The following is a 12,347-nucleotide window of genomic DNA, read 5'->3' on the forward strand; positions in this document are numbered from 1 at the left end:
GAGCGGCTCAGCTCGGGTCTGCCAGGTGCTGCCGGCCCGCCGCCCTGCTCGCGGTGTGAGCGTGCGGCGTTCCGCGACCCGTCCATGACCGGCGCGTGGCGGCGGATCGTTTCGCCCACCCCCTCCTCACCGCCCCGCACACGAGGTCTAGCCTCTCCTCGGTCGCGCACACTTCCGGTGCGCCGGGGAGGGGATCTCCATGGACGAGGGCGCGCCGGCACGGGAGTACCGCAGGCAGCGAAGACGGCCCCTGCATGCCGCGGTGGTGCCGCTCATCCTCCTGGGCAACGCCGCGCTGCAGACCATCCGCACCCGCCACGACGTGCCGATCTGGTGGACCCCCGTGCTGCTCGCCGTTCTCGTGGCGGTCGGCGTGTGGGCCGCCCTGTCGGAGTGGCGGGCGCGCACCGTGGTGACGGCCCGGGGAATCACCCGCCAGGGCCCCCTGCGGGCACGCACCTGGGCCTGGTCCACCGTCTACGACATCCGGATCGAGTACTCCGGCAGCCAGCCCCTCAACGCCCACCCCCGGTGGCCGGCCTACCTGTACGACCTGGAAGGCCGCCGCTTCCTGCTCCCGCAGATCAACGAGTGGCAGCTGGACGATCCCTGCGCCGAGGTCGCGGCCCTGCGCGAGGCCGCCTGGCGGTACGGGATGCCCTACGGGCAGCGGGCCGAGATCGAGGAGGGGATCCTGCGGCAGGCCGGGCGACGACGGGGATGGCAGTGGGCGAGCGTCGCGGCCGTGGTGGTGTTCGCCTTGATGATCCTGGTCGCGCTGGCGGAGGACGTCGCCGGGACGCCGGCCAACCTCTACCTGCTGCTCCTGGTCATACCGCTGGCCGCTTTCGGCCTGCTCGGGCTCCTGCTCGCCCGGTGCTTCGCCGCCCGCGCCCTGCGGCTGCCGCGCTGAGCGCCCCGCCGGAAATGCCGCGATGTGCCGTCGGCCGTCTGCGGCGTCATCGCCCTCACCGGCGCAGGATCAGTGTGTCGTCGCCCGTCGGCGCCGGTGCCGCCACCGCCTCCGGCAGCGGCTGGGCGAGACGGGCGTACACGCCGCCCCGGGCGAGGAGTTCCTGGTGCGTGCCCGTCTCCACCAGGCGTCCGTGGTCGACGACCAGGACGCGGTCGGCGTCGGGGGCGAGGGACAGGTCGTGGGTGATCACGAGGGTCGTACAGCCCGACAGGAAGGCGGCGAACGCGAGGAGTTGACCGAGGGGCATCCGGCCGGCGGAGATCTCCGGGACGCCCAGCCCGATCACCGCGAGCACGCGGAGCGTCTCGACGACCTCGACGAACTGCTCGTACAGCTCGCCCAGCCGGGCCCCGCGCACGCTCGCCCGCAGCCAGGCGCGGGCCTCGCGGTCGAGCCGTTTCTCCTCGTCCCGCTGGCTGTTGTACGCCTGGGTGAGGACGACATTGCCGAGCGACTCCTCCACCACCGAGGTGATCGCGCCGTCCGCCACCCGCCCGTCACGGGCAGCCTGTTCGATCCGGCCGGAGAAGCGGCGCGCGGCGAGCAGGAGCAGGGGCGCGAGGACGAAGGTGGCCGGCGCCAGGTCCCAGCGCAGCCAGAAGGCGGCGGTGGCATGGAAAACGGCGGAGAACGCGGCCGAGACCGCGCCCACGACGCCGGAGACCATCAATTGTTCGATGGACTCGACGTCTCCGGTGAGCCGCTCGACCAGGTCGCCCTGGCGGTGCTGCTGGAAGAAGTGCGGCGGCAGGTCCTGGACATGGCGGAAGACGGCCGCGCGCAATCACAGCACGAATCGCTCGGCGGTCCAGGCGGCCAGGGAATTGCCCAGACAGCCGACGAGCGCGGCGAGCGCGGCCGCGCCGAGCCAGGCGCCCACCGGTCCCCAGAAGGCGGACAGTGAACCGGCCTTCAGGGCGTGGTCGGTCAGCTCGGCGAACAATAGGATCGCGGCGGTCTCGGCGAGCGCGGAAACAACCACGCAGGCGGTGATCACGCCGAGCCTTTTGCGGTCCCCGCGGGTCAGCGGCCAGAACCGGCGGAAGGCCTGTCGGGCTTCCCCGAGCATCGACGACTCCTTTCCACAGCTGTGGACAGACGCTCTGCCCACCTGACGACGGCCCTGCTCAGCCCTTGTCTCCGGCCGGCCGGCGCTTCGGCGCGTGCCCGGGCCGCTTCTCCGGCGCCGGCTTCTTCCGCTCCGGAGCGGGCTCGCAGTGCTTCTTGACCGGGGCGAGCTTGTGGAAAGACCTGGCGATTCTCCGTTTCCTGTGATTCGCGTCAGAGAATTCCGACAAGGAAAAAAATTACGGCATTCCGAGACCGAGAAAAGGCAATTCCGGTGAGACCTCAATGAAAGAGCACTGTGGGTAATTCACAGGGATTTTCGGGAACCACGGCGCCATTCACATAGGTTCTACGGGGTGGCTGCCGTACCCTCTACGCATGAGCAGCGACGACACCGTACGGGCCTTCCCCGCCCGCTCCATCGAGACCCACTCCGCGCTCACCCCGGACCAGGCCGATGCCGTGCGGGCCCTGCTCGCCGAGGCCGCCGCGGTCGACGGGCAGCAGCCGGTGTCCGAGCAGGGCCGGCTGCAACTGCGCGGGGGCGCCCGCGAGGGCGTCTCGCATCTGCTGCTGTGCGTCGACGGCGAACTCGTGGGCTACGCCCAACTGGAGGACACCGACCCGGTCGAGGCGCCGGCCGCCGAACTCGTCGTACGGCCCGCGGACCGGGGGCAGGGGCACGGGCGGGCGCTCGGCGCGGCGCTGCTCGCCGCCTCCGGCAAGCGGCTCAGGGTGTGGGCGCACGGCGGGCATCCCGCCGCCCGGCATCTCGCCCAGGTGCTCGGCCTGACCCTGTTCCGCGAACTTCGGCAGATGCGGCGGCCGTTGACCGATCTGCAGCTGCCCGACCCGGTGCTGCCGGAGGGCGTGAGCGTGCGCACCTTCGTGCCCGGCAAGGACGACGCGGCCTGGCTCGCGGTCAACGCGGCCGCCTTCGCCCACCACCCCGAGCAGGGCTCGCTGACCCAGCGGGACCTCGACGACCGCAAGGCCGAGCCGTGGTTCGACCCGGCCGGGTTCTTCCTCGCCGAGCGACGCGGGGAGGTGATCGGCTTCCACTGGACCAAGGTGCACGCCGAGGAGGCCCTCGGCGAGGTGTACGTCCTCGGGGTCCGGCCCGGTGAACAGGGCGGCGGCCTCGGCAAGGCCCTCACCACGATCGGCCTGCGCCACCTGGCCGGCCAACAGCTGCCGACCGCGATGCTCTACGTCGACGCCGACAACCAGGCGGCGGTGTCGGTGTACGAGCGGCTGGGCTTCACGACGCACGAGACGGACCTGATGTACCGCACGGAGACCTGACATACGGCAGATACCGCACGAAGACCTGACATTCGGCGGGACGAGGGGCGGCCGGCTTGACGGCCGCCCCTTTCTTGCACCACCCTTTCACTACTCAATTAGTGAAAGGGTGGTTCAACGCATGGTCGAGTACCGCATCGACCGGCACAGCGGGGTCGCCACCTACGTCCAGATCGTCCAGCAGACCAAACAGGCCCTGCGCATGGGCCTGCTGCAGCCGGGAGACCGGCTGCCCACCGCACGTGAGGTCGTGGAGGCCACCGCGATCAACCCCAACACCGTCCTTAAGGCGTACCGGGAACTGGAACGCGAGGGACTGGTGGAGGCGCGCCGGGGCCTCGGCACGTTTGTGCGGCGGGCGCTCGGCAGCACCCCGGTCGACCCCTCCCTCCGCACCGAGCTGGAGGCATGGGCCGAGCGGGCGCGCGGCGCCGGGCTGGCGCGGGACGACGTGGCCGCACTCTTCACCGCCGTACTCGACACGCACTTCCAGGGAGAACGTTCATGAGCGACACGGCGATCGAGGCGACCGGCCTCGGCAAGCGCTTCGGACGCCGGGGCGGGTGGGCGCTGCGCGACTGTGCCTTCCGGCTGCCCGCCGGGCGGGTGTGCGCCGTCGTCGGGCCCAACGGCGCCGGCAAGTCGACGCTGCTCGCCCTCGCCGCGGGGCTGCTCCCGGCCACCGAGGGCCGGCTGCGGGTGCTCGGCGCCAGTCCGGCCACGGCCCGCCCGCGGGTCGGCTACGTCGCCCAGGACAAGCCGCTCTACCCGCAGCTCACGATCGCCGAGATCCTGCGCATGGGCGCCGACCTCAACCCCGGGCACTGGGACGCGGCCGCCGCCGAGCACGTCGTCGCGGGCGGCGACCTGGACCCCAGGGCCCGCATCCGCTCCCTCTCCGGCGGTCAGCGCACCCGGGTCGCGCTCGCCCTCGCCCTCGGCAAGCGGCCCGAACTGCTGCTCCTGGACGAGCCGATGGCCGACCTCGATCCCCTCGCCCGGCATGAGCTGATGGGGACGCTGATGGCCCAGGCCGCCCAGTACGGCACCACCATCGTGATGTCCTCGCACGTCGTGGCCGAGCTGGAGGACTCCTGCGACCACCTGCTGCTCGTCGGCGGCGGCCGGATCCGGCTGGCCGGCGAGATCGACGACCTGCTCACCGCCCACGTCCGGGTCACCGGCGCCGCCGACTCCGCCCGCCTCGACGCACACGCCGTCGTCGAGTCCCGGGTCACCGGCCGCCAGCTGACCGCGCTGCTCCGCCCGGCCGGACCGCTCCCCGCCGACTGGCGCGCCACGCCGCCCACGCTGGAGGAACTGGTCCTCGCCCACCTGCGCAATCCCGAGGCCCCCGCCCTCACCACCGCCCCGGCCGTCACCGAGGAGAGTGCCGCGTGACCACCGTCCCGACCGCCCCGCGGCCCCGCACCGCCCGCTGGCTGCTGCGACTGCACCGCCCCGCGCTGTACGGCTTCGCCGGCCTGGTGATCGTCCTGACCGGCGTACAGCTCGCCCTGGCAGGGCCGCTCGCCGACGCGGCCGCCGCGGGCTGGCGCCAGTTCGACGCCTGCGGCCTGGGCATATGCGGATACGACCAGGCCGCGATCCTGCGCTACAAGGACTACTACGACTACGCCACCTACGCCCTGAACGCGCTGCCCTTCCTGGTGGCCGCCTGGGCCGGTGCCGCCCTGACCGGCCGGGAGATGGAGACCGGCACCGCCCGGCTGTCCTGGACCCAGGGCGCCTCCCCGGCCCGCTGGCTCACCGTCCGGCTGGCCGTCCCGGCGGCCCTCGTCGCCACCAGCACCTGTCTGCTGTTCTGGCTGCACCACCGGGCCTGGTCGGCAGGGCTGGGCCGGGTCGACTCCGCCAAGCGCTGGTACGAGCTGACGACCTTCCACGCCAACGGCCCCACCACCGCCGCGCTGGCCCTGACCGGACTGGCGGCCGGCACCCTGGCGGGCCTGGTGCTGCGCCGTACGCTGCCCGCGCTGGTCGTCGGCACGCTGTTCACCGCGGGCGTCGCCGGCGTGGCCCAGCAGCTGCTGCCCCATCTGTGGCCGGCGGTCACCCGCATCGGCGACCTCCAGCAGGGCTACCGCGGTGACGGCCTCATCGTCGCCCAGGGCCTGGTGACCAGGACCGGCGAGCATGTGTCCTGCGGTTCCGGGGCGTGCGACCGCGCCTCCGTGTACGCGGTCGGCTACTTCAACACCTATCACCCCTACTCTCACTACTGGCCGCTCCAGCTCACCGTCAGCGCGCTGTTCCTGGCGGTCGCCGGGGTGCTGGTGTTCGCCTCCTACCTGGTGCTGCGGCGGCTGACCGGGGCGCTGGGGGCGGCTGGGGAAGCGGAGGGCGTCCTCGTCGGCGCCTGACCGCCGTTGAGGTACCGGCGGCGCGTCCTTCGGGGCGCGCCGCCCGCCCCTCTTTCGCAACCAGGACCCCCGGGAGCCGCCCCGCGCTATCCCGCACGTCATGTCTCCGTAACCATTGATTCAGCCAGACTTGCGACGCTCGGCCAATGCAGCCCGCCGTGCCAGAGCCTTCGCCGCCCCCCGAGGGGCCCGCGGAAAACGGGGCCAGGACGCTCCCGCCCGCACGTTCCGACGCGCCTGTCATGCCTGTAGCGCGGAAGAATGGGTTCATGAGTCAGCAAGACACCCAGGCAGAGGTCCAGCACATCCAGCCCGACGTGGGCTCCATAGCCGCACACCGCTCGCGCACCGTCGCGGGCTCGGTCTCCGATCTGGAGCCGGACCTCGACGCTGATCTCGACGCGTACGACGAGACGAAGGCCGGGGGCACTCCGCTACCCCAGGGCCGTTTCCTCGACCGTGAGCGCAGCTGGCTCGCTTTCAACGAGCGCGTCCTGGAGCTGGCCGAGGACCCGAACACACCACTGCTGGAGCGGGCGAACTTCCTCGCGATCTTCGCCAGCAACCTGGACGAGTTCTTCATGGTCCGGGTGGCCGGTCTGAAGCGCCGTATCGCCACCGGCGTCGCGACGCGCTCGGCCTCCGGGTTGCAGCCGCGCGAGGTGCTGGAGATGATCTGGTCCCGGTCACGCGAGCTGATGGCCCGGCACGCCGCCTGCTACCACGAGGACGTCGCCCCCGCGCTCGCGGAGGAGGGCATCCACCTGGTCCGCTGGAACGAGCTGACCGACAAGGAGCAGGCCAGCCTGTTCACGCTCTTCCGGCACCGGATCTTCCCCGTGCTCACCCCGCTGGCGGTCGACCCCGCGCACCCCTTCCCGTACATCTCCGGCCTGTCCCTGAACCTGGCCGTGATCGTGCGGAACCCGGTCAGCGGCAACAAGCACTTCGCCCGCGTGAAGGTGCCGCCGCTGCTGTCCCGCTTCCTGGAGAGCAGCCCCGGCCGGTACGTCCCCGTCGAGGACGTCATCGCCGCGCACCTGGAGGAGCTTTTCCCGGGCATGGAGGTGCTGGAGTCCCACGCCTTCCGGCTCACCCGCAACGAGGACCTGGAAGTGGAGGAGGACGACGCCGAGAACCTGCTCCAGGCCCTGGAGAAGGAGCTCATGCGGCGCCGCTTCGGCCCGCCGGTGCGCCTGGAGGTCGAGGAGTCCATCGACCGCGAGGTGCTGGACCTGCTGGTCCGCGAGCTGAAGATCAGCGAGGCCGAGGTGTACCCGCTGCCCGGCCCGCTCGACCTCACCGGCCTCTTCCGCATCCACAGCCTCGACCGGCCCGAGCTGAAGTACCCGAAGTTCGTCGCCGGCACCCACCGCGACCTCGCCGAGGTGGAATCGGCGTCCGCGCCGGACATCTTCGCGGCCCTGCGCACCCGGGACGTGCTGCTGCACCACCCGTACGACAGCTTCTCCACCTCCGTGCAGGCCTTCCTGGAGCAGGCGGCGGCCGACCCGGACGTCCTCGCGATCAAGCAGACCCTGTACCGCACCTCCGGCGACTCCCCGATAGTCGACGCGCTCATCGACGCCGCCGAGTCCGGCAAGCAGGTCCTCGTCCTGGTCGAGATCAAGGCCCGCTTCGACGAGCACGCCAACATCAAGTGGGCGCGCAAGCTGGAGGAGGCCGGCTGCCATGTCGTCTACGGCCTGGTCGGCCTGAAGACGCACTGCAAGCTGTCCCTGGTGGTCCGCCAGGAGGGCGAGACGCTGCGCCGCTACAGCCACGTCGGCACGGGCAACTACCACCCGAAGACGGCGCGCCTGTACGAGGACCTGGGCCTGCTCACCGCCGACCAGCAGGTCGGCGCGGACCTCTCCGACCTGTTCAACCGCCTGTCCGGCTACTCCCGCCGGGAGACCTACCGCCGCCTGCTGGTGGCGCCCAAGTCCCTGCGCGACGGCCTGGTCTCGCGGATAGACAAGGAGGTCCAGCACCACCGCGCGGGCCGTCCGGCGTTCATCCGGCTCAAGGTCAACTCGATCGTCGACGAGGCAGTCATCGACGCCCTCTACCGCGCGTCCCAGGCGGGCGTGCCGGTGGACGTGTGGGTGCGCGGCATCTGCGCCGTCCGCCCCGGCGTCACCGGCCTGTCCGAGAACATCCGGGTCCGCTCGATCCTCGGCCGCTTCCTGGAGCACTCCCGTGTGTTCGCCTTCGGCAACGGCGGCGAACCCGAGGTGTGGATCGGCAGCGCCGACATGATGCACCGCAACCTCGACCGCCGGATAGAGGCCCTGGTGCGGGTCGTCGACCCCGCCCACCGGGCGGCCCTCAACCGGCTGCTCGACACCGGCATGTCCGATTCGACCTCCTCCTGGCACCTCGGTCCGGACGGCGAGTGGACGCGACACGCGGCCGACGCGGACGGCCAACCCCTGCGCAACGTCCAGGAGATGCTCATAGACGCCCGGAGGCGCCGGCGTGGCACAGCAACACCTTGACCCGACGGACCCCACGGCCGAGGTGGTGACCGGGGACGCCCTCGCGGCGTATCTGCGCGCCCAGGCCACGGAGTTCCTCCGCGCCCTGCGCCTGCACCGCGAGACGGGCGGTACGAACGGGGCGGGCCCCGCGCGAGCCCAGGCGAGTGCGGGGGAGAAGGGCGCGGAGGAGTCCGTCGACGCGGCGCGCGCCCTGCGCCGTTCGGCCCGCCGCATCAGCGGCAGCCTGCACACCTTCCGCCCGCTCCTCGACGCCGACTGGTCCGAGGAGATGCGCCCCGAACTGGCATGGCTGTCCGGCACGCTGGGCCTGGAGCACGCGTACGAGGCCCGGTTGGAACGGCTGCTGCTGGCGCTGCACCGGTTGTCGGGGGCGACGGCCTTCCCGGGCCAGGTGGTTTCGGTCGACGTGGCCGCGGGCGCGGCGGCGGCGTCCAAGGCCGGTGGCCCCACCCACCCGACGGCACCTCAGGAACGCGGCAACTTGACGGTGGGCGCGGCAAAGGCGGGCGCCCTGTTGGAACGCCAGCTGACCCTGGCCCGGACGAGGGCTCACTCCACGGCCCTGCAGGCACTGGGGTCGAGCCGCTTCCACGCCGTGGCGGACAAGGTCGCCGTGCTCGCCAGCGAGGTCCCCCTCACCCCCACCGCCCCCACCACCGACCTGCGCCCCCTGGCAGCCGCTGCGGAGGAACGGCTGACAGACGCCATCGCCGGGCTCCCGCTGGTCGTGGCGGGCCACCCGTACAACGCGGAGGCCCTGGTGCACGGACTGTCCCCGGACCCGTCCCCGCACCCCCAGGACGGCCCCTGGCACCAGGTCCGGCTGCTGCTGCGCCTGCACCGGTACGCCCAGGAGGCGCTGCACGGCGGCAACATGCCCGTCGACGTGCGCCTGCTGGCGGCCGGCCAGGCCCTGAACCGGCACCGGGACGCCTCGGAGGCGGCAGCGGCGGCGGCCCAGGCCGCCCGTACGCCCCGGATCGCCCCGGCGACGGCGTACGCGCTCGGCGTGCTCCACGCCGACCAGCGGCACGAGGTGGAGGCCGCCAGGTTCGCCTTCCAGCAGGTCTGGCAGAAGCAGACCGTCAACGCGCCCTGATTTCCCCCGAGGAGGCGGTGGTGTGAGCGACACGTTGGTGCGGGCGGCCGGCTGTGTGCTGTGGCGCCGCTCGCCGGTCTCCGGCGACCTGGAGATCTGTCTGGTCCACCGGCCGAAGTACGACGACTGGTCGCACCCGAAGGGCAAGCTCAAGCGCGGCGAGGACGCGCTCGCGGGCGCCCTTCGGGAGGTCGCGGAGGAGACCGGGTACACGGCCGTGCCCGGCGCGGAGCTGCCGACCCTGCGGTATGTCGCGAACGGCCGCCCGAAGCAGGTGCGTTACTGGGCGGCCGAGGCGGTCTCCGGGCACTTCGCCCCCAGCGCCGAGGTGGACCGCATCCTGTGGCTCTCCCCCGCCGCGGCCCGCAGCCGCCTCACCCAGCCCCGGGACCGCGAACTCATCGACGCCCTTCACCGATCCGCCGCGTGAGCCTCCGCGTCCGTACGGGCCTGGCTGCGGGCCCGGCGGGCCGGACCGCGCCAGCCGCACGTACAGCGGGCCACGCAGAAGCGGCCCCGTTCCGTCGTCGAGGTGAGGTGCTCCTGCCCCTGCCGGATGCGGTCCGGCCCCTCCTGCTGCGCCACCCTGACAACGTTACCGACTTCCCGGCCAAAGGGTTCGTACGGCTTTTCCTCCCCTCGACGGCGCGTGACGGCGCCCCCTACCTGTCGTTAACCGGACGACAGGGGGCCCGTGACGGACACACCGGCTTGGGGGTAGGCAGGCGATGGAACGGCGGCAGCACAGGGACGCGGGCAGGTGGGTCGTCGCGGTCGGCATCATGCTCGGCCTCGGGGCGGGTGCCATGGGCTGTTCCGGCAGCGGGGCCGCCGCCGAGGACGTCAAGGACGGGGGCGATCCGGTCGCCGTCCTGCACCGGGCGGCCGACATCCTGCGCGACGCGGGCAGTTCCAAGGCCACCACCTCCATGGAGATGGCCACGGGCGGCACCCGGGTCACCATCCGCGGCAAGGGTGTCTACGACTTCCGGCGCCGGCTCGGCCGGCTCACCGTCGTGCTGCCCGAGGACCCGGCGGGCGCCTCCGAGCACCAGCCGATCACCGAACTCCTCGCCCCGGACGCCCTGTTCATGAAGAACCGGGGCGCGGGCGTGCCCGCCGACAAATGGGTCCGGGTGGACACCGCCACACTGTCCGACGGCAACCTGGTCACCGGCGGCGCGACCGACCCGTACGCGGCGGCCGAGGTGCTGCGCGGGACGCGGACGGCGACCTACGTCGGCAGGACCGAGATCGGCGGGACCGCCGTACGGCACTACCGGGGCACGGCGGACCTGGGCAACGCGGCCCGCCGGGCCTCCGCCGAGAACAGGGCACCACTGGCCGCGGCGGCGAAAGGGTTCGCCACGGCCGAAGTGCCGTTCGACGCCTATCTCGACGACGAGGGCCGCATCCGCAAGCTCAGGCAGCGCTTCAGCTTCGTCAACGGCAGGCAGAAGACCCCCGTGGCGGTCGCCTCGACGACCCTGCTCTACGACTTCGGCGCCCCCGCGGTCGTACGACTGCCGCGCTCGGCGGACATCTACGCGGGCCGTATCGCCGAGGACGACAACTAGTCCCTGGCGCCACCCCGTAAGTAGCCCGTCCGTGCCATGCGCGGTGTGTAGAGCGCTGCCTACTCTAGGAAGTCGGTGACGGCAGGGACGAGGTGAGGCGGGTGGCTCCGGTCGGCGGTACGGCGGTGCAGGACCACGTGGCCCTCGCCGAGATCGAGCTGTGCGGGGAGCTGATCATCGCGGCCTCCGCGGCCGAGGACCGGCTCAGCATGGAGAGCATCGACGAGGTGCTGCGGGTGGCCGAAGAGCGACGGTCCTGGGAGTCCTGAGCGGTCAGGAGCGCGGGAGCCGGCGGGATCAGGAGCGCAGGAGCCGGCCGATCGCCTTCGTGGCCTCGTCCACCTTGGTGTCGATCTCGTCGCCGCCCTTGAGGGCCGCGTCGGCCACACAGTGCCGCAGATGCTCCTCCAGCAGCTGCAGCGCGAAGGCCTGCAGGGCCTTGGTGGAGGCGGAGACCTGGGTCAGTATGTCGATGCAGTACGTGTCCTCGTCGACCATCCGCTGCAGGCCGCGGATCTGCCCCTCGATCCGGCGCAGCCGCTTGAGGTGCTCGTCCTTCTGCTTGTGGTAGCCGTGCGTGGCGCCGGCCTCGGTCGTCGTCATCACAGGCCTCCATCTCGGGAACGAGCCGCGTTACATACCCCTACTGGGTATATGGTAACCAATTTTGCGGGGTAAGGAGCCCTTGGTACGCCCCCGTGCTGATCGCCCTTCCCGATGGGCGACACTGGGATGCGGCCCATTAGCCGTGGCCGGATGATGCGCCTAGCATCAGCCTGACCGAAACCGAAGCACCCCGAGGACCCCACGTGCGCTTTCGTCTGACCCCCAGGGAGACGAGCTTCTACGACATGTTCGCCGCCTCCGCGGACAACATCGTCACGGGCTCGAAACTCCTGATGGAACTGCTCGGGGCGGACGGACCTGCCCGAGCCGAGATCGCAGAGCGTATGCGGGCCGCGGAACACGCGGGTGACGACGCCACGCACGCGATCTTCCACCAGCTGAACTCCTCGTTCATCACGCCGTTCGACCGCGAGGACATCTACTCCCTCGCCGGCTCCCTCGACGACATCATGGACTTCATGGAGGAGGCCGTCGACCTGGTCGTCCTCTACAACGTCGAGGAACTGCCGAAGGGCGTCGAGCAGCAGATCGAGGTCCTGGCCCGGGCCGCCGAGCTGACCGCCGAGGCCATGCCCAACCTGCGCACGATGGACAACCTGACCGAGTACTGGATCGAGGTCAACCGGCTGGAGAACCAGGCGGACCAGATCCACCGCAAGCTGCTGGCCCACCTCTTCAACGGCAAGTACGACGCGATCGAGGTGCTCAAGCTCAAGCAGATCGTGGACGTCCTGGAAGAGGCGGCGGACGCGTTCGAGCACGTGGCGAACACGGTGGAGACCATCGCCGTCAAGGAGTCCTGAGGCG

At 71.7% G+C, this 12,347-nt stretch carries 13 protein-coding genes and 1 pseudogene; 11 read left to right on the plus strand and 3 right to left on the minus strand.

Annotated features, from left to right (window positions below; genetic code table 11):
• Positions 1-199: 199 nt before the first annotated feature.
• A complete protein-coding gene (locus ACFYOH_RS28075) occupies positions 200-913 on the plus strand; it encodes a PH domain-containing protein (RefSeq protein ID WP_388630904.1) in 714 nt (237 codons plus the stop codon).
• Between the two features lie 271 nt (positions 914-1,184).
• Here ACFYOH_RS28075 and ACFYOH_RS28080 read toward each other — a convergent pair.
• A pseudogene (locus tag ACFYOH_RS28080) lies at positions 1,185-2,045 on the minus strand (ABC transporter transmembrane domain-containing protein); the annotation flags it as partial.
• A 377-nt stretch (positions 2,046-2,422) separates the two neighbouring features.
• On the opposite strand from ACFYOH_RS28080, the gene mshD reads away from it, so the two are divergent.
• From mshD to ACFYOH_RS28115, 7 genes are all read left to right on the plus strand, one after another.
• Positions 2,423-3,349, plus strand: a complete 927-nt coding sequence (mshD, locus tag ACFYOH_RS28085; RefSeq protein ID WP_388630907.1) for a mycothiol synthase — start codon at positions 2,423-2,425, stop codon at positions 3,347-3,349.
• Between the two features lie 121 nt (positions 3,350-3,470).
• Positions 3,471-3,857: a GntR family transcriptional regulator gene (locus tag ACFYOH_RS28090; protein WP_388630909.1), complete on the plus strand. Its 387-nt coding sequence runs from the start codon at positions 3,471-3,473 to the stop codon at positions 3,855-3,857.
• Entirely contained in the window at positions 3,854-4,750 is an 897-nt protein-coding gene (locus tag ACFYOH_RS28095) for an ABC transporter ATP-binding protein (protein WP_388630911.1), read from the plus strand. Before ACFYOH_RS28090 ends, ACFYOH_RS28095 begins: the two co-directional genes overlap by 4 nt.
• Complete coding sequence (locus ACFYOH_RS28100) at positions 4,747-5,733, plus strand: ABC transporter permease (RefSeq protein ID WP_388630914.1); 987 nt, start codon at positions 4,747-4,749, stop codon at positions 5,731-5,733. Before ACFYOH_RS28095 ends, ACFYOH_RS28100 begins: the two co-directional genes overlap by 4 nt.
• A 146-nt stretch (positions 5,734-5,879) precedes the next feature.
• Positions 5,880-8,234 carry an RNA degradosome polyphosphate kinase gene (locus ACFYOH_RS28105; protein WP_388630917.1) on the plus strand — a complete coding sequence of 785 codons (2,355 nt, stop codon included), beginning with the start codon at positions 5,880-5,882 and terminating at the stop codon, positions 8,232-8,234.
• Positions 8,215-9,336, plus strand: a complete 1,122-nt coding sequence (locus ACFYOH_RS28110) for a CHAD domain-containing protein (RefSeq protein WP_388630920.1) — start codon at positions 8,215-8,217, stop codon at positions 9,334-9,336. The genes ACFYOH_RS28105 and ACFYOH_RS28110 overlap by 20 nt, the downstream gene beginning before the upstream one ends.
• 22 nt (positions 9,337-9,358) lie before the next feature.
• Positions 9,359-9,766, plus strand: coding sequence for an NUDIX hydrolase (locus tag ACFYOH_RS28115; RefSeq protein WP_388630923.1), 408 nt, complete (start codon positions 9,359-9,361; stop codon positions 9,764-9,766).
• On the opposite strand, the gene ACFYOH_RS28120 is transcribed toward ACFYOH_RS28115, so the two are convergent.
• Positions 9,748-9,921 (minus strand): hypothetical protein, encoded by a 174-nt coding sequence (locus ACFYOH_RS28120; RefSeq protein WP_388630926.1) that lies wholly within the window; start codon positions 9,919-9,921, stop codon positions 9,748-9,750. The genes ACFYOH_RS28115 and ACFYOH_RS28120 overlap by 19 nt on opposite strands.
• Before the next feature lie 143 nt (positions 9,922-10,064).
• Here ACFYOH_RS28120 and ACFYOH_RS28125 point away from each other — a divergent pair, with 143 nt between their 5' ends.
• Together ACFYOH_RS28125 and ACFYOH_RS28130 are read left to right on the plus strand one after the other, a co-directional pair.
• Positions 10,065-10,913, plus strand: a complete 849-nt coding sequence (locus ACFYOH_RS28125; protein ID WP_388630928.1) for a hypothetical protein — start codon at positions 10,065-10,067, stop codon at positions 10,911-10,913.
• A gap of 101 nt (positions 10,914-11,014) precedes the next feature.
• The gene (locus ACFYOH_RS28130; RefSeq protein WP_388631014.1) at positions 11,015-11,182 is read left to right on the plus strand and encodes a hypothetical protein; all 168 of its coding nucleotides are present in this window, start codon (positions 11,015-11,017) and stop codon (positions 11,180-11,182) included.
• Between the two features lie 28 nt (positions 11,183-11,210).
• On the opposite strand, the gene ACFYOH_RS28135 is transcribed toward ACFYOH_RS28130, so the two are convergent.
• Positions 11,211-11,516 carry a metal-sensitive transcriptional regulator gene (locus tag ACFYOH_RS28135; protein ID WP_388630931.1) on the minus strand — a complete coding sequence of 102 codons (306 nt, stop codon included), beginning with the start codon at positions 11,514-11,516 and terminating at the stop codon, positions 11,211-11,213.
• A 206-nt stretch (positions 11,517-11,722) separates the two neighbouring features.
• Between ACFYOH_RS28135 and ACFYOH_RS28140 the strand changes: the two genes are divergently transcribed.
• On the plus strand, positions 11,723-12,343 hold the full coding sequence (locus ACFYOH_RS28140) for a DUF47 family protein (protein WP_351615062.1): 621 nt from the start codon (positions 11,723-11,725) through the stop codon (positions 12,341-12,343).
• Positions 12,344-12,347 lie beyond the last annotated feature (4 nt).

The organism is Streptomyces sp. NPDC007856 (assembly GCF_042868225.1).
Taxonomy (GTDB): Bacteria; Actinomycetota; Actinomycetes; order Streptomycetales; family Streptomycetaceae; genus Streptomyces.